Here is a 21,956-nt window from a genome sequence, read left to right on the forward strand (position 1 = left end):
TTAGCCTGAACGCATGTCAGCGCAGAACGCCGAGCGGGCCGAGCCCTCGCGGCACCCCGACGAGCCGCACGCACCCAGTCTGGCGAGCCGCCTCAACTGGTTGCGGGCCGGTGTCCTCGGCGCCAACGACGGCATCGTGTCGACGGCCGGTCTGGTGGTCGGGGTGGCGGCGGCCACCACCGAGCGATCGGCGATCTTCACCGCCGGATTCGCCGGTCTCGCGGCCGGGGCGGTGTCGATGGCGCTCGGCGAGTACGTCTCGGTGAGCACCCAGCGTGACACCGAACGTGCGCTGCTGTCGAAGGAGCGTCGCGAACTCGCCGAGACCCCCGACGCCGAGTTCGAGGAACTCGTCGAGATGTACGAGGACAAGGGGCTGCGGGACGAGACCGCCCGGACGGTCGCCCGCGAACTCACCGATCACGATGCGTTCGCCGCCCACGTGGACGTCGAACTGGGCATCGATCCGAACGATCTGACCAACCCCTGGCAGGCTGCGGGATCCTCGGCGCTCTCGTTCACGCTCGGCGCATTCGTCCCGCTGCTCGCGATCCTCTTACCGCCTGTGCACCTGCGGATTCCGGTGGCGTTCGTCGCAGTGCTGGTCGCGCTCGTCCTCACGGGCACCGTCAGCGCGACCCTCGGCGGCGCCCGGCGCACCAGGGCGGTACTCCGCGTCGTGCTGGGTGGGGCGCTCGCGATGATCGTCACCTACGGGATCGGTCAGCTGGTGGGGACGAGCATCTCCTAGCCTCGGCGACCATCACTCGTTCCGGCAGATCATGACCGGGCAGGTGGCGTGGTGGAGCAGATTCTGACTCGTCGAGCCCATCAGCGCGCCGAGCAGCGGTCCCCGGCCGTGGCTGCCGACGACGATCAGCTGGGCGTCGGCCGAGTGCCGCAGGATGACGTCCGCGGCGGCGCCCTGCTCGGCCACCCTGGTCACGGACACGTCCGGGTATCGTTCCGCCTCGCCCGCGAGGCCCTCGGAGAGCAGGGCCTGCTCCTCCTGTTGCACGGCATCCCAGTCGACGAGCAGGCCGGTGCCGCCCGCACCGGGGGAGCCCTGCCAGGTGTGGACGGCGCTCAGGGGCGTCTCGAAGAACGACGCGAACTCGAAAGCGTGGGCCACCGCGTCACCGCTGAGGTCGCTTCCGTCGACCCCGACCACCACGGGACGCTGGTCCGGCGCGGTGACCTCGCCCCGGAGGACGGTCACCGGGCACGGCGCGCGGTTGGCCACGTGCAGCGCCGTCGAACCGACCAGCACCGAACGGAACGCGCCCGCTCCCGTGGACCCGAGCACGATCAACCGCGCCCAGTCGGCGGCCTCGAGCAGCGCGGTGCCTGCCGGACCGGGACTGATGGTCGTCTCGATCTCGAGACCGGGGAACTTCGGCCCCAGCAGCCTCTTCGCCGTCCCGATGATGGCTTCGCCGTCCTCGCGCAGCTGACTGAGGAACTGCGATTCCAGCATGATCGCCGCCGGGCTGTACAGCGGACCGTCCTGCGGCAGTGCGTGCACGAGCGACAGCGTGGCACCCCACTTCGACGCGACTGAGGCACCCCACAGGGCGGCGGCGGTGGAGGCGTCGGATCCGTCCAGGCCGACGACGACGGAATGACTGGCGGGTGTGCTCACGTCCGGATCCCTTCGCTCACGCTGGTGGGTACTCCCCGACTGTGCCCTACTTCCAGACTTTTCGGGCCACCTTCTTCGCGCTCTTCCACTCCGGTTTCAGATCGGCTGCCAGTGCGTCGCCGCGGTCGAGTTCACGCTGCAGCAGCATTCCGAGGCCCAGGCTCGACTCGGCGGAGTGCTGATCCTCCGCGACGGCCGCGAGGATGTGCTCCCGTGCGACGACGGCGTCCTGGTAGTCGCCGAGTACGTCCTGAAAGCCCTTGAACTTCTTCTGCGCGCGGGCGGACGCCTTCGGTGTCAGTGACCGCGTCGACTCGATCGCATAGCGCAATCGTTTGGCGCGCTTACGCGCTCGGTGCGTCAGTTCGTCGCGCTCGGCCCGGGTGGTCGCGGCCGCCGCCTTCCCCACGCGCCCGTGGACGGACTTCGACAACGTGCGCAGGGTTTTCGCGACGGTCTTCTTCGACGGACCCGAGCCCGCCGACGACCCGACGGCGGCGAGGAACGTGTCGAGCCCGGCGAGCAGGTCGAGGTAACGCTGCGAGTTCAGGGCGGCCAGCGCCCCGGGCCGGGCCGCCGCGGCGAGTCCCGAGAAGTATTCGTCGAGACGCGCCCGCACGACCTCGCGGTCGGGTATCTCCTCGGCGTCACCCAGCCGATCCACGAGCCGGCTCCACTGCACCTCGGTGTCCCGCGCCGGGCCGAGGGCCTGGCCGACCCAGCGGAGTTCGGCGATCAACTCGTCGACCGTCTCCTGGTCGCGCAGGCTGGACCCGTACACCTGGAGGACACTCCGGATCCGCCGGGCCGAGACGCGGAGGTCGTGGACGGACTCCTCGAGGTCGCGCCTCACGCCGAGGTCGGCCGTCACGAGAGAATCCTTCTGCTCGGCCAGATACTCCAGCAGCAGCGTCCGCGGCGCGGACCGCTTCTTCCCGCGCACGGGGGCCGGGGTGCCGCCCACCGCGTCGCCGAGTGCCCGCCGCAACTTGGACGGCGCGTCCGAGCGGGTGATTCCGGCATCGGTCAGTCGGGAGTCTATGGCGTCGAACAGCTTTCGGTCGCCAGCCGCGAGTTCGACTTCGATCTCCCGCCACACCCGCTCGTCGGTTCCGGTGCCCGTCTCGGGGACGGCGGCGATCACGACATCCGACACGACCTCGGCGAGCGTCGTGCCCGCCGCGTCCACGAGCCGTTGCCGCTCGCGGTCGGTGCTGATGAGCGCGACCGGGTTCAGGGCGGCGCCCCGGGTGAAGGCCGTGAGCAGTTCCGCGAACTCGCGGGGCACCTCCGTTTCGGGGTGCTCGGGGTCGGGTGCCAGCTGCAGCTCGGTCCGCTCGTCCGCGCCTGCCGGGATCTTCAGATGCCAGCCGGCGTCGTCGCCGCCTTCCCGGCGGCGGAGCGTGATTCCGGAGCGGAGCAACAGCAGTTCACCCGTGTCGTAGTACAGGGCGGACAGCTGGACGGTGTCGCGCCGGGGTTCACCGTCGACGCCCGGAAGCCCCGACAGCGCCGGGAGCTGCTGCTCGGATGTCGCTTCGTACTTGCGTTCCACTTCGGAGACGGACGTCGCGGTACTCATGTCACCATCCTTCCGGCTGAGCGGGCCGGGCGAAAGAAGCCGAGGTCACAGCGGCCAGTCGAGGCTCCGGAGGCTCGCGAAGCGTCGTGTGACGCCGGAGCAGGGGTCGACGAACTCGACGGAACGGGACAGCAGCCGCAGCGGCGTCGAATAGTCGTCGGCGGCAACGTCGTAGAAATCGGGATAGAAGTTGTCGCCGTGGATCGGGATGCCGAGCGAACTCATGTGCACCCGCAACTGGTGCGTCTTGCCGGTGTGCGGAAGCAGCCGGTACCGGGCCGCGTCGCCGTGGACCTCGAGCAGTTCGATCCGGCTCTCGCTGTTGGCGGGACCGTCCACCTCGTACGCCTTCAGGACCCCGCGTTCCTTGACGATTCGACTGCGGACCGTGGCGGGCAGCGGGAGATCGGGGTCGTAGCGGGCAACGGCCTCGTACTCCTTGGTCACCCGGCGCTGATCGAACAGCGACTGGTAGTCGCGCCGGACCTCGCGCCGCACCGTGAAGATGAGTACCCCGGCGGTCAACCGGTCGAGCCGGTGCGCGGGTGTCAGTTCCGGGAGGTCGAGGTCTCGACGCAACCGGACCAGCGCCGACTCGGCGACGTACGCGCCGCGCGGGGTGCTGGCCAGGAAGTGGGGTTTGTCCACGACGAGGAGATTCTCGTCGCGGTGGAGGATCTCGATCTCGAACGGCACCCGCTTCTCGACCGGCGGATCCCGGTACAGGTACACGAATCGGCGGGGCGCGAACGGCGTGGACTCGGTGATCGGCTGCCCGCGCTCGTCGACGACTTCGGCCGTGTCGACCTTCTCGCGCAGGCGGGTCTCGTCGTGCGGAAAACGTGCGACGAGGTATTCGAGCACGGTGGCCCACGTGCCGGTGTCCGGCATCCTCAGCCGCGTCGGGTTGAGGCCGTCGCGGACGGGAAGTGGGGCGTCGGGCACGTTCGTCACGGTAGTCGAGTGGCGGGCAAAACCCGTCGTTGACCGCGGGGGGACTCATGGTTACTATCCGGTAAGTTTGTGACGCGGGCCACCCTGATGGTCGCTGAGGCGCGTCATCGGAAGATTTTCACGGGGGTCGTGGTGATCGTGCGTCGACGGGCGTTTCGTCCGGGTGCGGTGGCAGTTGCTCTTGCGATGGCGGTGGGTCTCGCTGTCGTTCCGGCGGTGACGGCGTCGGCGGATCCGACGGGGGGAGTCGCGGGCGCCGCGTGGAACGCCGCGGTCGACGCCCCGCCCGAATATCCGGTGATCGCGATCGACTGGGACGTCCCCATCACGATGACCGACGGAACGGTGTTGAAGGCCAACGTCTATCGCCCCGCGGACGCCTCGGGCACGCCGATCGACACGAAGATGCCGTCGGTCCTCAATGTCACGCCGTACACGAAGCTGGTCGGCAACCTCGTCGATTCCGTGCTGGCGGTGCCGGGGCTCGAGGACACGGTCGTCGATCTGGTGAACTCCTTCGATCTCGCCGGAACGCCGCTCGACGGCGTCGGGGAACTGGCGAAGGTGCTCACCGGCGGCGGCATGCGCGTGTTCGGCGTCAACCGCGACCTCGTCCGGAACGGATACACCCAGGTGGTGGTCGATGCGCGCGGCACCGGCTTCTCCCAGGGCGAATGGCAGGCGCTCGGTCCGCTCGAGCAGCAGGACTCCGTCGAGATCATCGACTGGATGAGCAGGCAGGGGTGGTCCGACGGCAAGGTCGGGATGGCGGGCGTGTCCTACTCGGGAATCAACTCGCTGCAGGCCGCGGGGCATCGGCCACCGGCGTTGAAGGCGATCTTCCCCACCGAACCGGGCAACGACCTGCTCCGCGACATCGTCGGGACGGGCGGTGGCCTCGGCGTGGGATTCATGCCGCTGTGGCTGTCACTCGTCAACGGTCTCAAGTTCGTTCCCGACGTCCAGGCGCTGGCTCAGGGGAACTTCGACGAGCGGTGGCTGCAGGACCGGTTGCGCGATCCGCTGACCCTTTTCCCGGCGCTCATCCGGGCGATGACCGCGACGCAGATCGGCGATCTCGACCCCGGCACGCTGCGGGTGGCGCAGGACGGCCAGTTCTACGAGGAGCGGAAGGCGCAGGCGGGGAACGTCGACGTGCCGACGATGCTCTACGGCGCCTGGCACGACATCTTCGCGAACAGCGAACCGCGGGTCTACAACGACATTCCGCTGCCCGCCGGGGAGAAGCAGCTGATCATGAGCGACGCCTACCACGTCTCGTTCGGGGGCGGCTTCGGCGAGCCGGGTGCGCCGCCGCGACTCGACGTCCTCGAACGGGCGTGGTTCGACAAGTGGCTGAAGGGCATCGACAACGGCATCGACGAGTACGGCCCGGTCACGCTGTACCAGCAGGGCAACGGCTGGACCACCACCGATCAGTTCCCGCGGGCCGGTGTCGACTACCAGCGGATGTACCTGTCGGGTGCCCCGAGCGGCACCGCCGGGCACGCCGCCCACGACGGCAGCCTGGTGCCGGCGAAACCCGGCGACACGGCGCAACTCACCGTCGCACCCGGACTCCGCGGGCTCTGCTCCCGCGACGGAACGCAGGGCACCGCCGGCGCGGCCGTCGTCTTCGGATCGGTGTGCAGCAAGGACTCCCGCTTCAACGAGGCCGAGGGCCTGGCGTTCACCAGTGCCCCCGTCACGCAGCCGACGGAACTGTCGGGTCCGGTCAACCTGCACCTCGAAACCGTGCTCGACGCGCCGGACGGATTCTGGGCGGTGACGCTGAACGACGTCGCGCCGGACGGCACGTCGACCCCGCTCACCAACGGTGCGCTCACCGCTTCGATGCGGGCGGTGGACGATTCGAAGAGCACCAAGTCGGCGAACGGCGACTACACCGAACCGCACCACTCTCTGACGGTGGCCGCGCGGCAGCCGCTGGTTCCGGGTGAAGTGACGCCGGTCGACATCAACTTCGTGCCCACCGACGCGGTCCTCGCGCCGGGGCACCGGTTGCGCGTCGACGTGTACGCGGGCAGCGTTCCCCGGTACCTGCCGCTCGGACCGATTCTGGCCGACAGTCAGCTGAAGCCGCAGCACGTGGCGTTGTCGCCGGACCGGCCGAGCTTCCTCAATCTGCCGCTGGTCGGGGCGCAGACGTGGTGACGGGTTCACGACGCGTCCCGAGATCCGTAGGGTTGACGGCATGACCAAGTGGACAGCTTCGGACATCGTCGATCAGAGCGGCCGTACGTTCGTCGTCACGGGCGCCAACAGTGGTCTGGGGGAGGTGGCCGCGCGGGCCCTGGCCAAGGCGGGAGCCCACGTCGTGCTGGCCTGCCGCAACACCCACAAGGGTGAGGTGGTCGCGCGGTCGATCGGCGACAACGCCGAGGTGCGCCGTCTCGACCTGTCCGACCTCGCATCGGTGCGCGAGTTCGCCGCCGGCGTCGATTCCGTCGACGTGCTCGTGAACAACGCCGGGGTGATGGCGGTTCCGCAGCGAAAGACGGCCGACGGATTCGAAATGCAGATCGGCACAAATCATCTCGGGCATTTCGCGTTGACCGGACTGCTGCTCGGCAAGATCACCGATCGGGTCGCCACGATGTCGAGTGCGGCACATCAGGCGGGAACGATACATCTCGACGATCTCAACTGGGAACACCGCAAGTACAACCGCTGGAGCGCGTACGGGCAGTCGAAACTCGCGAATCTGCTGTTCACGTACGAATTGCAGCGCAGGCTCGCCGCGGCGGGGTCTCCCGTCACAGCGGTGGCCGCGCACCCCGGCTACGCGTCGACCAATCTGCAGGCGCACACCGAGTCGGTGCAGGACAAGCTGATGGCGGTCGGCAACCGGATCTTCGCGCAGTCGGCGGAGATGGGGGCGCTGCCGATGTTGTTCGCGGCCACCGCCCCCGGCGTGATCGGCGGAAGTTACATCGGGCCGGACGGCCTGTTCGAGCAGCGTGGCCACCCGAAGGTGGTGGGCTCCAACAAGAAGTCGCGGGACGAGCAGACCGCGAAGGGGCTGTGGTCGCTGTCGGAGGACCTGACGGGCGTCGAGTACAAGTTCGGGTGACCCGACGCCCGCGCAGCATGGCTCAGTCTTCGGTGACCTCGAGGGTGACGTCGACGTTGCCGCGGGTGGCGTTGGAGTACGGGCACACCTGATGCGCCTTCTCCGTCAGTTCGAGTGCCTCCGCGCGCGGCAGGTGGGGGAGGGACACCTCGAGGGTGACGGCGAGGCCGAATCCGCCGCCGTCCGTGGAGCCGATCCCGACGCGGGCGCCGACGGCCGAGTCGGCGATGTTGGCCCCGGCCTGACGGCCGACGAGCTGGAGCGCGGAGTGGAAGCAGGCCGCGTATCCGGCGGCGAACAGCTGCTCGGGGTTGGTGCCGTCGCCGGACCCGCCCATCTCGGTGGGGATGGCGAGGTTCAGGTCGAGCCGGCCGTCGGACGTGCGGGCGTGGCCGTTGCGGCCTTCCCCGGTTGCGAGGGCTTCGGCGGTGTAGACGATCTTCATGGTTACTTCTCTCCTGTAGGGGTTTCGAAACTGTGGAGCGATTCGGTGAGGCGCGACAGGGTGTCGCGCAGGGCGACGAGTTCGCCGACGCCCATGCCCGTGGAGCGGGCGAGTTCGGTGGGGATGCCCTCCGCGGCGGTGCGGAGGCCCGCGCCCTTCTCGGTGAGGTGGATCCCGACCCGGCGTTCGTCGGCCGACGAACGCCTTCGTTCGACCAGGCCCAGCGCGTCGAGCCGCTTGAGCAGTGGCGACAGGGTGCCGGTGTCGAGATCGAGGGCGTCGCAGATCTCACGCACCCCGCGGCCGTCCTGTTCCCAGAGCACCAGCAGCACGAGGTACTGCGGGTAGGTCACTCCCAGCGAGTCGAGCATCGACCGGTATCTCGCCGTCATCGCCCGGGAGGCCGAGTACAGCGCGAAGCACACCTGGCGGTCGAGGGCGAGGTTGTCGGTCACCCATGAATAGTTGCACACAACTAGGTTGTGCACAATCAACAGGTCGATACCGGTGGTTGCCCTACACTGTTGGCCAGTGACACGGGGTGCTGCCCGGCGAAGATCCGGGCGGCTGAGAAGACACCCGTCGAACCTGAACTGGGTAATGCCGGCGAAGGGATGTCGCGGAGACGGCCGTATGCGCTCATCCGATGTCTCGTCGCCGACCGAACGGAAGGTGACAGCAATGCAGCTCGACAAGCAGATCGTCCTGGTGACCGGCGGTGGCCGGGGACTCGGTTCCGCCATCGTGCGCTCGTTCGCGGCGCAGGACGCGCGGGTGGTCGTGAACTACCGCAACAGCCGGGATGCGGCGGAGGAACTCGCGGCATCCCTGGGCGCGGACCGCGCGGTCGCCCTCGGGGCCGACGTCACCGATGCCGCGCAGGTGGCGGCGCTGTTCGCCGCCGCGGAAGAGCACTTCGGATCGCCGGTGACCACGGTGATCAACAACGCCCTCGCCGACTTCTCCTTCAACGGCGACGCACGCGAGAAGGCGGACGTCATCACGTGGGAGGCCTTCGACTCGCAATTGCGCGGCAGCGTGCAGGCGACCCTGAACACTACGCAGGCCGCGCTGCCGGGCATGCGCGCGCTCGGGTTCGGCCGCATCGTGAACATCGGGACCAACCTGTTCCAGAATCCCGTCGTCCCGTACCACGACTACACGGCCGCCAAGGCCGCGGCGCTGTCGCTGACCCGCACGCTCGCCGCCGACCTCGGACCCGACGGCATCACCGTCAACATGGTCTCGGGCGGGTTGCTCCGCACCACCGACGCGAGCGCCGCCACCCCCGACGAGGTGTTCGACCTCATCGCGGCGAGCACTCCGCTGCAGCGGGTCACGACCCCGGACGAGTTCGCCGACGCGGTCCTGTTCTTCGCGTCCCCGTGGTCGCGTTCGGTGACCGGCCAGAACCTCGTCGTCGACGGCGGACTGGTCAAGGACTGACATGAGCGACGCCCGGCAACTGCACTTCAACGCGTTCCTGTTCGGCTGCGGGCACCACGGTGCCGCGTGGAGGCACCCCTCCTCGCAGGTGGAGCGGCTCAGCGACATCGCCTACTACGAGGCACTGGCGCAGACCGCGGAGCGGGGCTGCCTCGATGCGGTGTTCTTCGCCGACGGGCATTCGGTGCGCGACCCCGCGTCCGGGGGCATGTGGTTCCTCGAACCGCTCACCGCGCTGTCCGCGATGGCACGGGCAACCGAGCGGGTCGGTCTCGTGACGACCGTGTCCACCACCTTCTACACCCCGTTCCACGCCGCGCGGATGCTGGCGTCGCTCGACCACATCAGCGGCGGCCGCGTCGGCTGGAACGTGGTGACGTCGATGTTCGACGCCGAGGCCCGCAATCACGGTCTCGAGGAGATGCCGCCGCACGACGACCGCTACTCGCGGGCCGCGGAATTCGTCGACGTGGCACTCGCGCTGTGGGATTCGTGGGAGCCCGACGCGCTCGTCCTCGACCGGGAGGGCATCTTCGCGGATCCGGCCAAGGTGAACCCGATCGGGCATCGGGGCAAGCATTTCCTCGTCGACGGCCCGTTGACCGTGCCGCACTCGCCGCAGGGGCGCCCCGTGCTGTTCCAGGCGGGCGCGTCCGACCAGGGCCGCGACCTGGCCGCCCGGTGCGCCGAGGGCATCTACGCAGTCGCCTACGACCTCACGGCCGCGCAGAGTTACTACGGCGACGTGAAGCGTCGCATCCGCGCCGCGGGCCGCGACGCCGACGCGGTGACCGTGATGCCCGGTCTCGTCACCTACGTGGGCTCGACCGCCGAGGAGGCGCGCCGGAAGAAGGCGGAACTCGACGCGCTCCTGCCCGTCGAACAGTCGCTGGCGCAGTTGTCGATGTTCGTCCAGCAGGATTGCAGCGCATGGGAATTGGACGCACCCGTTCCGGCGCTGCCGCCGCTGTCGGAGTTCACCGGACCGCAGGGCCGGTACGACACGATCCTGCGGATCATCGAGAAGGACCGTCCCACCGTGCGGTCGCTGCTGGGCACGCTGGCGGCAGGCGGCGGGCACTGCACCATGATCGGCACCCCGGAGTCGATCGCCGACGAGATCGAGGTGTGGTTCCGCGGCGGCGGCGCCGACGGCTTCAACCTGATGCCGCCGCTGTACCCGCACGGGCTCGCGGACTTCGTCGACGAGGTCGTCCCCGTCCTGCAGAGGCGCGGGCTGTTCCGCGCGGAGTATGAGACAGCGACCCTGCGCGGCCATCTCCGGGGTCGCCGGTAGTTGCCACCACAAAGAACACAACCTTCTCTAAGTACGCAACAGTGACTGTGAGCGTCCCTCCCCCCGACACTGGCTGTTATCGCGATCACATCGCGGTGCAAGCTCGGACGAGGAGTGGCAATGCTGGTAGCACTCGGCTTTCTGATGGTGGCCGTGTTCATGTTCTTGATCATGTCCAAACGGGCCACTCCCGTGGTCGGGCTGATCGCCGTCCCGGTCGCATTCGGCATCGCGGCCGGGGCGGGTCTCGGCATCGGCGACATGATCACCGACGGGATCAAATCGCTGGCCCCCACGGCCGCGTTGCTGTTCTTCGCGATCATCTTCTTCGGGATCATGATCGACGTCGGCCTGTTCGACCCGCTGGTGAAACTCATCCTCCGGCTCGTCCGCAACGACCCCATGCGGCTCGTCGTCGGCACCGCGGTCCTCGCGATGGTGGTGTCGCTGGACGGTGACGGATCCACGACGTTCATCATCGTCACGTCCGCGCTGTTGCCGCTGTACATGAAGCTGAAGGTCAGCCCCGTCGTGCTCACGGTGGTCGCCGGCCTGGCCAACGGCGCGATGAACATCGTCCCGTGGGGTGGGCCGACGGTCCGGGCCGCCTCGGCGCTGGGCATTTCGCCGTCCGACGTGTTCGTCCCGATGATCCCGTCGCTGGTGGTCGGTCTCGTCGTCGTCTTGCTGTTCGCCGTGCAGCTCGGCTACAGCGAACGCCGCCGCATCGGCACACTCGAACTCACCGACGAGCGTCTCCTCGTCTCCGCCGGCTCCGGCCTCCGCCGCTCCGCCTCGGGCTCGGGCTCCGGGGGCAGCGGTGACGCACCCCGGACGGGTGGCGGTTCCGGCGACGCCGGTTCGGACGACGGCCAGGGCTTCGTCGACGGCCTCGACCCCGAGCGGCCCACGCTGCGACCGAAGCTGTTGTGGTTCAACATGCTCGTGACCGTGGCGCTGCTTGTCGTGCTCGTGATGGACGTGCTGCCGATTCCGGTGCTGTTCATGGTGGCCGCGTCGATCGCGCTGACCGTCAACTTCCCGCGGGTCAAGGAGCAGCAGGAAGCGATCACCCGGCACTCGTCGAGCATCGTCTCCGTCGTCGCGATGGTGTTCGCCGCGGCCGTGCTCACCGGCGTGTTCCAGGGCACCGGAATGGTCGAGGCGATGGCGCAGTGGCTGCTCGAGATCATCCCCGCCGCGCTCGGACCGCACCTGGCCGTCATCACCGGCATCCTGAGCCTGCCGTTCACGTTCTTCATGAGCAACGACGCCTTCTACTTCGGCGTCATGCCGGTGCTCGCCGAAACGGCGTCCACGTACGGCATCGAGCCGGTCGAGATGGCCCGCGCCTCCATCACCGGCCAGACGTTCCACATGCAGAGCCCCCTCGTCCCGGCCATCCTCCTGCTCGTGACCCTGGCGGGTGTCCCGCTGGCGGACCATCACAAGAAGGTGCTGTGGCGCGCGGCGCTGGTGTCGCTGTCGATGCTGGTGGTCGGTGTGGTCCTCGGGCAGATCCCCTGGTGACCTAGTCGTCCCCCGGTGACCTAGTCGGCGGTGTCGGTGTCGGTGGCGGGCCCCTCGGGGGTTGCGCCACCTTCGCCGCTCCAGTCGGCGCCGGAACCCTTGTCGTCCTCGGCCGGATCGGACATCACGTCCTTGTCCGCGCCGGGGGCGCCGCTGTCGGTGCTCGTGGTCTTCGGTCCGGAATCGTCCTTCGGTGTCATGTCCGACGGATACCCCGACTCCGGGGTGCGCCAATCAGACGCTCGCGGGTCTGCACGTCGAAAACTCTGTCGGGGATTGGCAGGTGAACAATACTTCGACGTAGTGTTCCCCGGGTTATCGACGATGAAGGAGTGGAACTGTGGCGCGCAAAGTTGTTGTCGAACGCATCGACGACATCGACGGAACTCCGATCAAGAGCGGTAAGGGGGAGACCATTCCGTTCTCAGTCGACGGCGTCGACTACGAGATCGATCTGAAGCTCAAGAACGCCAGGGAATTCCACAAGACTCTCGACTTCTACATCGAGCATGCGACTCGGGTCGGGGGAAGGAAGCGCCGGTCGACCACTGCGGTGGATCCGTCGCAGGGGCGCGGGCAGGCGAAGGAAATCCGGGAATGGGCGACGGCGCAGGGCTATGAGTTGTCCGCGCGCGGACGTATTCCCGCCCAGATCGAGGAAGCGTACAACGCGGCGCACTGAGACCGCGTCGTCGCGGGTGGTCGAACGACGCCCCCAGCCGCCCCCGACCGGGCCGGCTGGGGGCGGTCTTCGGACGCAGCCGTCAGTACCGTCGCGCTGCGTGAAACGACATGGAGTTCAAGGCCACTCGCGTGACCGGTCGTCCCGGGGCGGGGGCGTGGACGACGGTGTCGTTGCCCGCGTAGATCCCGGCATGGCCGCCACCGTAGAAGAGGACGACGTCACCGGGCTGCAGGTCGTCCCGGTCGACGGCGGTTCCGTGCAGGAGTTGCTCGTGGGTGGTGCGCGGAACCGATACGCCCGCCTGTTTGTACGCCCACTGGACGAGGCCGGAGCTGTCGAAGGCGCGGTGGTCGCCGGCGCCGCGGGTGCAGGCGATGCCGATTCTGGTGGTGGCGGCGCGCAGGGCGTGGCGTCCCGGCCGGACCGGATCGGCGCGAAACGTCTGAACCAGGTGAAGTCCGTGGTTTCCGGTGTGGGGGTTCATGCCGTCGGTACTCCAGTGCGCTCGGTGTGGTGTCGCGTCTGCGGGGCGCGCTCTGATTACAGGGTGGCCCCGACACGGGCCGGACGCACCGGCCGAATTACCCGGATATGTGCCTGTCTTCCGTTCATTTGTCGCCGGGTTCGAGGTCCGGCGACAAAATTATGCGATCTGGTCGGTTTGGTACTCGCGAGTAGTGCATGCCCCCAATTAACGTCGAACAGGTAATGCTTACGCAAAGAGGAGTGGTCCGCTGCGTCCTGTGGGCTGGGATGGAGGAAGGCGGACGATGACGATCCGACAAACCGCGAACTGTGCCCTCGGCGTCGCGCGGCTGGCGTTCGACGCTGGAGCCGCCCTCCTGTCCGTTGCCGTGGCCGTGCCGGTCGCCTTCGTCGCGGGCGAGGCGAGAACGATGGCTCACACGGCGCGCGGCGACATCACGCCGGACCCCGAACATTCGGACCGGGAGCACGTGCACGACCTGGGGACAGTCGTCGAACTGAGCTAGCCGGCACGGCGGGAACGGCGCAACCGCAGCCGGGCGTAGGTGACGACCCCGAGCACGCAACTGATGAGCACCAGCATGGCGATGCTGAGCAGCCACCACGACGCGGCGTGCTGCCACAGTGTGTCGGGCTCGGTGCCGGTGGCGTTGGTGCGCAGGTCCACCGTCGAGGCGGCGGCCGCGAACCCCCAGCGGGACGGGAAGAGCCACGACAGCTGTTCGAGGACTTTGCGTCCGGTGATGGTGATCAATCCTCCGCACATCACCAGCTGCACCATGATCGTGACCACCAGCATCGGCATCACCTGCTCGTTGGAACGCGCCACCGAAGACAACGCCAAACCGACGAGGACGCAGGAGCAGGTGGTGACGGCGATGTCCACGATCAGTTCGACGGAGCCGGAGGGAATCAGGCTGCCCCGGCCCGGAAAACCCTTGCCCACGAACACGATCACCACCATGATCACCGACTGCACGATCGCGGCGGCGCAGAACACGACGATCTTCGCTGTCAGGTAGGCGGACGGTAGCAGCCCGGCGGCACGTTCGCGGTGATAGATCATGCGCTCGCCGACCAGGTCACGGATGGTCAGTGAGCATCCCATGAAGGCGGCGCCGAGGATCAGCACGACCAGGATCTGGGTGAGTTCGCCGGATTCGTCGAGGCCGGACGGGCCGAACCCGGTGTCGCCGGGCACGAGCACGGCCAGCCCGCCGAGCACGAACGGCAGCAGGGACAGGAAGATCAGGTACCCGCGGTCGGCGCGGATCAGCCGCACCTGGCGGCGGGCGACGGTGCTCAATTGCTTGCGCCGCGAGGTGTGCGCCGGACTGCCGAGCGGTCCCGGCGGGCTCGGGGCCGGCACCTCCACCGACGGGCGGGTGGCGCGGTAGTCGGCGAACACCCCGTCCGGGTCGGCCGCGACCCGGGCGAAGATGTCGGCCCAGTCGGTGCTGCCGAGCGCGGCCCCGACCCGGTCCGGCGGGCCCACGTAGGCGGTCTTGCCGCCCGGTGCGAGGAGCAGCACCTGATCGCACATCTCGAGGTACGACAGCGAATGGGTGACGATGACGACGACGCGGCCCGAGTCGGCCAGCCGGCGCAACGTCGCCATGATCTGCCGGTCGAGCGCGGGGTCGAGGCCCGACGTCGGTTCGTCGAGGATCAGCAGGGACGGGCCGGTGAGCAACTCCATCGCGACGGACGCGCGTTTGCGTTGTCCGCCGGACAGCCGGTCGACTCTCGTGTCGGCGTGTTCGGACAGTTGCAGTTCGTCGAGGACCGTCGCGATCACCTCCTCGCGGTCCTCTCGGCTGGTGTCCGGCGGCAGTCTCAGCTCCGCCGCGTAGCCGAGTGCCTGACGGATGGTCAACTGGCGGTGCACGACGTCGTCCTGGGGGACCATCCCGATGCGGGAGCGCAGCACCTGGTATTCGGCGTGCACGCTGCGTCCCTCGAACTCGACCACGCCTTCCGTCGGACGTTCCGAACCGGAGATGATGGTGGCCACCGTCGTCTTACCCGCGCCGGAGGGGCCGATCACCGCGGTGAGACTGCCAGGCTGGGCAGTGAACGTGACGTCCTCGAGCAGGCGCCGCCCGCCTTCGATGGTGAGTCCGACGCCGTCCACGCGCAGACCACCCGCGGTCGGGGCCACCACCCGCCGGGGAACGAGTCGCCCTTCCCGGACGCCGAAATCGGTGTTGCCGATCGTGACGACGTCGCCGTCGGTCAAGTGCGCGCGCGACACCCGGGCGCCGCCGACGAACGTTCCGTTGACGCTCCCCAGGTCGTCGATCTCGAGGCCGGACGGCACGTGGTGGACGATGGCGTGATGGCGTGAGGCCAGCACGTCCCGGACGACGATGTCGTTGTCGGGTGACCGCCCCACCGTGAGTGATCCCGCCGGAGTCTCCTCGTGCGGTGCCTCGGCCGGGGGGCGGGGTGTCCCGACGCTGATCGTCGACTCGTCCCATCGGGCGCCCACGTCCTGTCGCGTCGCGTCCGGATCCTCGACCGAGAGCCGCACGACCGGACCGTCGGTCGCATCACCCAGGCGGACGCGGACGGGACTCGTGACGGGGACGTTCTCGCGGCGCTCACCGTCGACGTAGATCCCGTTCTTGCTGCCGGAGTCGACGAGCTGCCAGCCGTCGTCCCAGGTGAGCTGCGCATGTTCGCGCGACACCACGGGGTCGACGATCGTGACCTCCAGCTGCGGATCTCGGCCGATGCGTACGGTTTTGCCCGCGCTGTGGCTCGTGCGGCCGTGTTGGGTCTCGACCACGACCCGCGGGTGAGCTGTGTTCGCCCGGTCGTCCATCGCCACGGCCTCCGGTCAGCGTCATCGGGCGTAGAGCGTCGACTCCTCCATGGTCGCACGCACTCCCCCGGCCGCGTGGGCAGAACGGGTACTCCCGAACCGGGGCCGCGAGTGAGGAACACTGGGCCGGGTGAGTACGTCCCTGGCGAATCCCGGTGTCGGACTGGCCGTGCTGTGCACGGTGATGGTCGTGTGCGCGGCCGTGGTCTACCGCTTCACTCGACTCGGTAGTCCACTGGTCGTGCCCGCCGCGGCGATCCGGGGCGCCGCCCAGCTCGCCGCGGTGTCCCTGATCCTGGCCGCCGCTCTCGCTCAGCTCTGGTCCTCGGTCCTCGTGCTGGTCGTCATGTTCGCGGCGGCGGTGGCGACGTCCGCTCGGCGCGCGAAGGCCGGGCGGTCCGCCTGGTGGCTGGCGCTGGCGCTCGCGGCGGGAGTGGGCACCGTTCTGCCGTTGATGCTGGTGAGCGGGGTGGTTCCGCTCGAGGGTGTCGCTCTCGTTCCGGTCGGCGGGATCGTGCTCGGCGGCGCGATGACGGCCACCTCCCTCGCGGCGCGGCGCGGGCTCGATGCGGTCGAACAGCGGTGGGGTGAGGTGGAGGCGGGGCTCAGTCTCGGACTCAGCGTCCGCGACGCCCGCCTGGAAGTGGTCCGGTCCGCCGCCTCGGACGCGTTGCTTCCGGGGCTGGACCAGACCCGGACCGTCGGGCTGGTCACCCTGCCGGGGGCGTTCGTCGGGGTGCTGCTCGCGAGCGGGTCCGCCGTTCAGGCCGGCGCCGTCCAGATCCTCGTACTGGTGGGGCTGCTGCTCGCGCAGACCTGCGCGGTGGCCGTGACGATCGAACTGGTGGCCAGGGAGGCCGTCCGCCGGCCGCGAGCGCACGCCGTGCCCACCTGAAATCTCCGGCTACTGCCTCTGTCTGGCCCGAACGCCGGTCGATCCCGTGGCCGGTCCCGCATACTGGGCGGTGGTCGGTCCCTGCTGACGAGGTGGTGTCGTGTGGTGCATCCCGAGGTATTGGTGGTCGGAGCGGGTCCCGTCGGTCTGACGGCGGCGATCGAACTGCGCAGGCGCGGCGTCGCCTGCCGCATCATCGATCCGCTGCTCGAGCCCCCGCAGTACGCGAAGGCGGTGGGAATCCAGCCGCGCACCCTCGAGGTGTTCGAGAGCATGGGTGTGCTGCGGAACATCCTGGACGCGTCGATCGAGATGCTCGGGCAGATCGTGTACGTCAACGGCGACGAGGTCGCCCGGCTGGACCTGTCGCTCCCGGCGGACATCCCGTTCGAATTCATCGGGCTGCCCCAGTACGCGACCGAACGCATCCTCACCGGTCACCTGGCCACGTTCGGCACCACGATCGAACGCGGAACCAGGTTGACGGCGTTCGAGCAGGACGACGACGGCGTCGTCGCCACGGTCACCGGGGCGGACGGCGACGAAACCGTCCGATCCCAGTACCTTTTCGGCTGCGACGGCGCCCACAGCGTGGTCCGCAAGGGGCTCGGCCTCACCTTCGAGGGCGGCGCGTTCGTCGAGCAGTACATGCTCGGCGACGTCGAGGTCGACTGGGCGATGCCGCGCGGCTACGGAATCCGGTCGATGCATCAGACGGACGGCGAGACCGACGACCTGCTCGTGTGCATTCCGCTGCCCGGGCGCCGCCGCTACCGGATGTCGATGCTGGTGCCCAGCGATCTCGCCGGCACCGGAACTCCCGCGGCCGACAAGATCGCGCACGGATTCGAGGCGGGACCGGCACCCGAGCTGAGCCACATCCAGGCCGTGCTCGACCGGCTGTCGCCCCAGCCGACCCGGGCGTCGAACCTTCGCTGGTCCTCTATCTTCCGGATCAGCCACCGCATCGTCGACTCGTACGGGCGCGGCCGGGTGTTCGTCGCGGGCGACGCCGCTCACATTCATCCGCCGACCGGTGCGCAGGGCATGAACACCGGCATCCAGGACGCCCACAACCTGGCGTGGAAGGTCGCGCTGGCGGTGTCCGGTGCCGCGGCCCCCGATCTGCTGGACAGCTACGACGCCGAACGGCGGCCCGTCGGGGAGGAGGTGGTGGGACGCACGGTGCGCAGCGCCCGGGAGGGGATCGGGGCGGGGTCGTCGGATCCCGATTACGTGATCCGCCGCGAGGCGCAACTCCTCATCAGCTATGCGGACAGTCCGATCGTCGGCCAACCGGCGTCGAATGCGGGCCTTGCGCCCGGCAGCCGGGCGCCGGACGCCCGCGGGCTGACCCGCATCACGGTCGCGTTTCCCCTCCGGCTGTTCACGCTCCTCGCGGGACCGAACCACACGCTGCTGCTGTACGCCGACGACTCGGTCGACGCGCGCGGGCTCGAACTGCTCGAGGCCGCCGCGACGTCGGTGGACGCGGCGACCGGCGGACTCGTCGACACGTACCTCGTCGCGTCGCCTGCCGCCGAGGTCGGGGAAACGGTGCTGCCGCTGATCCGGGACCGCGACGGCGAGTTCGCCCGCGCCTACGGTGCCGAGGGTGCCGCCGCGTTCGTCATCCGTCCGGACGGCTATCTGGGATTCCGGCAGAGTCCGGTCGCCGTCGACGGTCTCACCGGGTATCTGAAGCCGACTTTCCGCTGAGTTCGACGGTGGTGGGCAGGCCGCGCCGGATGTCACCCGGCGCGGGCTTGCCGAGCGGTGCCCCGGCCCGGGTCGCCGAATCGAGCAGCCACGGCACGCTCGTGACCATCACCCCGGACGTGAACAGCAACCGGCCCTTGAGGCGCAGCGCATTCTGGTTGTGCAGCAGGTGTTCCCACCAGTGACCCACCACGTACTCGGGGATGAAGATGGTGACGACTCCGCCGGGAATCCGTTTCCGGACGGATTTCACATATCCCACGATGGGGCCGGTGACTTCCCGGTAGGGCGATTCGAGGACCTTCAGCGGCACCGGAATCTCGTATTTGTGCCACTCCCGCTGCAGTTTCGTGGTGTCGGCGCCCAGTACGGTGACGGCTTCCAGGGTCGTCGGATGGGTGGCGCGGGCGTACGCCAGGGCGCGGGCGGTGGGCTTGTTGAGCACGGACACCAGCACGATGGTGTGCACATCGGAGGGGAGGGTGAAGCTGTCCTCGTCGACGACGAGGAGTTCCGCGATCCGGTCGTAGTGCCGCCGCACCCCGCGCATCAGGAAGAACAGGATCGGCATCGCGATGACCACCAGGTAGGCGCCCTGGGTGAACTTCGTGATCGTGACGATGACCAGGACGGTGCCGGTGAGGATTGCGCCGGAGCCGTTGAGCGCCCGCCTGCCGTGGATGCGTCGCCGTTCGCGGGAGTCGGATTCGGTTGCCAGCACACCGTTCCAGTGCCGGACCATGCCCGCCTGGCTGAGGGTGAAGGACGTGAACACACCGAGGATGTACAGCTGGATGAGGTGGGTGACGGACGCGTGGAACAGCACGATCAGTCCGCCCGCCGTCACCGCGAGGAGCACGATGCCGTTGCTGAACGCCAACCGGTCGCCGCGGGTGTTGAGTTGGACGGGAAGGTAACGGTCGCGGCCGAGCACCGACGCGAGCAGCGGGAAGCCGTTGTATGCGGTGTTCGCGGCGAGCACGAGGATCAGCACGGTCGCGGCCTGCACGTAGAAGAAGCCGAAGTTGGTGGTGCCGCCGAACACCGCGGCCGCGATCTGGGCGATGACGGTGCGCTGCGGGTCGGTCTCGCAGTTTCCGGCGAACCCGATCAGATCGCACGGGTTCACCGCGACGTGCACCTTGGTGACGATGGCCAGCGCGGTGATTCCCGCGAACATCACGATCGCCGTCGCCGCCATCGCCATGAGGGTCTTCGCGGCGTTGGCGCTCTTCGGTTTACGGAACGCGGGCACCCCGTTGGAGATGGCCTCGACCCCCGTCAGCGCGGTACATCCGGACGAGAACGCGCGCAGCGCGAAGAACACGAGGGCCAGACCGGTCAGCCCGGACAGTTCCGGTTCGATGGTGTAGCCGGCACTTTCGGCGACGGGCGTCGAACCGGCCGCGACGCGGATGAACCCCGTCACGATCAGGATCATCACACCGGCGATGAACCCGTACGTCGGGAAGGCGAACGTGGTCCCCGATTCGCGGATCCCGCGCAGGTTCATCACCGTCAGCAGCACCACGAACGCCACGGCCAGCGTCACCCGGTGCGTGTTCAGCGCGGGCACCGCCGAGATCAGATTGTCGACGCCCGCCGAGACCGACACCGCCACCGTCATCACGTAATCGATGAGCAGCGCGGACGCCACCGTCAGGCCCGCGGACGGGCCGAGATTCTTGGTGGCCACCTCGTACGAGCCGCCCCCGCTGGGATAGGCGTACACCACCTGGCGGTACGACAGGGCGACGACGGCGAGAAGCACCACCACCCCGACCGCCAGATACGGTGTCAGATAGAAGTACGCGAGACCGCCCAGGGACAAGATCAGCAGGATCTCTTGCGTCGCATACGCGACGGACGACAGCGGGTCGGACGCGAAGATCGGCAGCGCCAGACGCTTGGTCAGCAACTGCTCCCCGAGATCGTCACTGCGCAGCGGGCGTCCCAGAGCCAGCCGCCGGACCGCTCGAACGAGAGCCACCACCAGTTCAGCGTAGAACCGCGGCGGGGTGCAGCGCGGGTTTTCGCTCTCAGGCCGCGCCGCACCCCGCCGGAGGGTTACACGTACGCAGGCCGGCGTGTGGCGCCGGCGGCCCGGGTGCGCTGGCGCCCCAGAACCTCGGCCCGCGCCTCGTCGTCGGTGGCGAGGTCGACGATCGCCGCGGCCAGGGCGTAGGCCCCGTCGACGATGGCGTCGTCGGCGCCCGGCGAGATCGCGTCGGCCGCGAACACCGCGGTGTGCGGCGCGGCCGTCGAACCCATCACTCCGATCAACGGGTGGATCGACGGGAGGGCCTGGGAGACGTTGCCCATGTCGGTCGATCCGCCGCCGAGTACGCCGCCGTCCCGTGGTGTCATCACCCGGCCCCGATGCCCGAGGGCCGCGTCGAAACGGTCGGCGAGGAACGGGTGCTGGACGAGAGGCTCGTAGATCGGGTCGACGGGGGTGACGGCGTAGCTGCATCCGGTGGCCGTCGCGGCGCCGTCCACGCAGGCGAGCACCTTCTTCTTCAGTTCGGCGGTCTCCGCGAGGTCGAACGATCGCACCTCGGCCTCGACGACCGCGGTCGCCGGAATGATGTTGGAGACGTCGCCACCGGACAGCGTGACGGCGCTGACGCGCACGGTGTCGGGCAGGTGCTGCCGCAGCAGCCCCACCGCCACCTGCATCACCGTCGCTGCGTCGCCCGCGTTGATCCCGACGCTCGGTGCGGCGGCCGCGTGCGACGCCCGCCCGGTGAACTCGACCCGGAACCGGTCGCGGGACTGCGACGTGCTCCCCGCCGTGGGCACGACGATGCCGGGACCGGGGTGAACCATCAGCGACACCGTCGCGTCCTCCCAGGCGCCGGCTTCGAGCATGTGGGCCTTGCCCGCACCCTTCTCCTCGGCCGGCGTCCCGAGAAGCTTGACCCGGATGCCGAGTTCGTCCGCCACCCGGGACAACGCGATCGCCGCCCCCGCCCCGGCAGTCGCGATGATGTTGTGGCCGCACGCGTGCCCGATGCCGGGGAGGGCGTCGTACTCGGCGCACACCACGACCGTCAGTTCACCGCTGCCGTACACGGCCTCGAGAGCGGTGTCCTGCCCCCACACACCCACTTCCACCGCGAAACCGGCATCGCGGAGCAGGTCGGCGACGAGCGCCGCCGAACGATGTTCCTCGAACGCGAGTTCCGGATGGGCGTGCAGGTCGTGGCTCGTGGCGACGAGGCGGTCGCGCCATTCGAGGACGGTGTCCTCCACACGTCGCTTCAATTCCTCGGCTGCTGCGTTCGGGCCGCCGGAGACGTCGATGTCGCCGGCAATTGCGTTGTCGGTCATGAACTTTCCTTTCTGGAGGGA

Annotated in this window: 20 protein-coding genes and 1 riboswitch; of the genes, 10 read left to right on the forward strand and 10 right to left on the reverse strand. The window is 69.0% G+C overall.

Annotated features, from left to right (window positions below; translation table 11 throughout):
• The first annotated feature begins 13 nt into the window (after positions 1–13).
• Positions 14–751 carry a VIT1/CCC1 transporter family protein gene (locus tag JWS14_RS27030; protein WP_206014797.1) on the forward strand — a complete coding sequence of 246 codons (738 nt, stop codon included), beginning with the start codon at positions 14–16 and terminating at the stop codon, positions 749–751.
• 12 nt (positions 752–763) lie between these two features.
• On the opposite strand, the gene JWS14_RS27035 is transcribed toward JWS14_RS27030, so the two are convergent.
• From JWS14_RS27035 to JWS14_RS27045, 3 genes are read right to left on the reverse strand one after another with little or no spacing between them, the layout of a single operon-like run.
• On the reverse strand, positions 764–1,642 hold the full coding sequence (locus JWS14_RS27035; RefSeq protein ID WP_206014798.1) for a universal stress protein: 879 nt from the start codon (positions 1,640–1,642) through the stop codon (positions 764–766).
• Positions 1,643–1,688: 46 nt separating this feature from the next.
• Positions 1,689–3,224, reverse strand: coding sequence for a CYTH and CHAD domain-containing protein (locus tag JWS14_RS27040; RefSeq protein ID WP_206014799.1), 1,536 nt, complete (start codon positions 3,222–3,224; stop codon positions 1,689–1,691).
• Between the two features lie 45 nt (positions 3,225–3,269).
• Positions 3,270–4,169, reverse strand: coding sequence for a pseudouridine synthase (locus JWS14_RS27045; RefSeq protein ID WP_072943167.1), 900 nt, complete (start codon positions 4,167–4,169; stop codon positions 3,270–3,272).
• 195 nt (positions 4,170–4,364) lie between these two features.
• On the opposite strand from JWS14_RS27045, the gene JWS14_RS27050 reads away from it, so the two are divergent.
• Both JWS14_RS27050 and JWS14_RS27055 read left to right on the forward strand, forming a co-directional pair.
• Positions 4,365–6,353 carry a CocE/NonD family hydrolase gene (locus tag JWS14_RS27050; RefSeq protein WP_206016192.1) on the forward strand — a complete coding sequence of 663 codons (1,989 nt, stop codon included), beginning with the start codon at positions 4,365–4,367 and terminating at the stop codon, positions 6,351–6,353.
• A gap of 40 nt (positions 6,354–6,393) precedes the next feature.
• Complete coding sequence (locus tag JWS14_RS27055) at positions 6,394–7,272, forward strand: oxidoreductase (protein ID WP_095863340.1); 879 nt, start codon at positions 6,394–6,396, stop codon at positions 7,270–7,272.
• A gap of 22 nt (positions 7,273–7,294) precedes the next feature.
• Here JWS14_RS27055 and JWS14_RS27060 read toward each other — a convergent pair whose 3' ends face one another.
• Entirely contained in the window at positions 7,295–7,717 is a 423-nt protein-coding gene (locus JWS14_RS27060; protein ID WP_072943091.1) for an organic hydroperoxide resistance protein, read from the reverse strand.
• Positions 7,718–7,719: 2 nt separating this feature from the next.
• The gene (locus tag JWS14_RS27065; RefSeq protein ID WP_072943171.1) at positions 7,720–8,172 is read right to left on the reverse strand and encodes a MarR family winged helix-turn-helix transcriptional regulator; all 453 of its coding nucleotides are present in this window, start codon (positions 8,170–8,172) and stop codon (positions 7,720–7,722) included.
• A 72-nt stretch (positions 8,173–8,244) separates the two neighbouring features.
• Positions 8,245–8,349: riboswitch (TPP riboswitch) on the forward strand.
• 49 nt (positions 8,350–8,398) lie between these two features.
• Between JWS14_RS27065 and JWS14_RS27070 the strand changes: the two genes are divergently transcribed.
• The 3 genes from JWS14_RS27070 to JWS14_RS27080 all read left to right on the forward strand — a co-directional run bounded on the left by JWS14_RS27070 (position 8,399) and on the right by JWS14_RS27080 (position 11,990).
• On the forward strand, positions 8,399–9,163 hold the full coding sequence (locus JWS14_RS27070; RefSeq protein WP_072943172.1) for a 3-oxoacyl-ACP reductase: 765 nt from the start codon (positions 8,399–8,401) through the stop codon (positions 9,161–9,163).
• 1 nt (position 9,164) lies between these two features.
• Positions 9,165–10,460: an LLM class flavin-dependent oxidoreductase gene (locus tag JWS14_RS27075; RefSeq protein ID WP_206014800.1), complete on the forward strand. Its 1,296-nt coding sequence runs from the start codon at positions 9,165–9,167 to the stop codon at positions 10,458–10,460.
• Between the two features lie 84 nt (positions 10,461–10,544).
• Positions 10,545–11,990, forward strand: coding sequence for a CitMHS family transporter (locus JWS14_RS27080; RefSeq protein ID WP_338051557.1), 1,446 nt, complete (start codon positions 10,545–10,547; stop codon positions 11,988–11,990).
• A 20-nt stretch (positions 11,991–12,010) separates the two neighbouring features.
• Here JWS14_RS27080 and JWS14_RS27085 read toward each other — a convergent pair whose 3' ends face one another.
• Complete coding sequence (locus JWS14_RS27085) at positions 12,011–12,190, reverse strand: hypothetical protein (RefSeq protein WP_206014801.1); 180 nt, start codon at positions 12,188–12,190, stop codon at positions 12,011–12,013.
• Between the two features lie 140 nt (positions 12,191–12,330).
• Between JWS14_RS27085 and JWS14_RS27090 the strand changes: the two genes are divergently transcribed.
• Complete coding sequence (locus JWS14_RS27090; protein ID WP_015888735.1) at positions 12,331–12,672, forward strand: histone-like nucleoid-structuring protein Lsr2; 342 nt, start codon at positions 12,331–12,333, stop codon at positions 12,670–12,672.
• An 82-nt stretch (positions 12,673–12,754) separates the two neighbouring features.
• Here JWS14_RS27090 and JWS14_RS27095 read toward each other — a convergent pair whose 3' ends face one another.
• Entirely contained in the window at positions 12,755–13,159 is a 405-nt protein-coding gene (locus JWS14_RS27095; RefSeq protein ID WP_072943098.1) for a C40 family peptidase, read from the reverse strand.
• Positions 13,160–13,445: 286 nt separating this feature from the next.
• Between JWS14_RS27095 and JWS14_RS27100 the strand changes: the two genes are divergently transcribed.
• Positions 13,446–13,667 (forward strand): hypothetical protein, encoded by a 222-nt coding sequence (locus JWS14_RS27100; protein ID WP_072943100.1) that lies wholly within the window; start codon positions 13,446–13,448, stop codon positions 13,665–13,667.
• Here the strand turns inward: JWS14_RS27100 and JWS14_RS27105 are convergent.
• Complete coding sequence (locus JWS14_RS27105; protein WP_206014802.1) at positions 13,664–15,988, reverse strand: ATP-binding cassette domain-containing protein; 2,325 nt, start codon at positions 15,986–15,988, stop codon at positions 13,664–13,666. The genes JWS14_RS27100 and JWS14_RS27105 overlap by 4 nt on opposite strands.
• Positions 15,989–16,118: 130 nt before the next feature.
• Here JWS14_RS27105 and JWS14_RS27110 point away from each other — a divergent pair, with 130 nt between their 5' ends.
• Together JWS14_RS27110 and JWS14_RS27115 are read left to right on the forward strand one after the other, a co-directional pair.
• Positions 16,119–16,883 (forward strand): ABC transporter permease, encoded by a 765-nt coding sequence (locus JWS14_RS27110; protein ID WP_095863342.1) that lies wholly within the window; start codon positions 16,119–16,121, stop codon positions 16,881–16,883.
• A 102-nt stretch (positions 16,884–16,985) separates the two neighbouring features.
• Positions 16,986–18,602: an FAD-dependent monooxygenase gene (locus JWS14_RS27115; protein WP_206014803.1), complete on the forward strand. Its 1,617-nt coding sequence runs from the start codon at positions 16,986–16,988 to the stop codon at positions 18,600–18,602.
• Here JWS14_RS27115 and JWS14_RS27120 read toward each other — a convergent pair.
• On the reverse strand, positions 18,571–20,595 hold the full coding sequence (locus JWS14_RS27120) for an APC family permease (RefSeq protein WP_206014804.1): 2,025 nt from the start codon (positions 20,593–20,595) through the stop codon (positions 18,571–18,573). The two genes, JWS14_RS27115 and JWS14_RS27120, sit on opposite strands and share 32 nt — an antisense overlap.
• Before the next feature lie 74 nt (positions 20,596–20,669).
• Complete coding sequence (locus JWS14_RS27125; RefSeq protein ID WP_206014805.1) at positions 20,670–21,935, reverse strand: amidohydrolase; 1,266 nt, start codon at positions 21,933–21,935, stop codon at positions 20,670–20,672.
• Positions 21,936–21,956 lie beyond the last annotated feature (21 nt).

Source organism: Rhodococcus koreensis (genome assembly GCF_017068375.1).
Classification (GTDB): Bacteria; Actinomycetota; Actinomycetes; order Mycobacteriales; family Mycobacteriaceae; genus Rhodococcus_F; species Rhodococcus_F koreensis.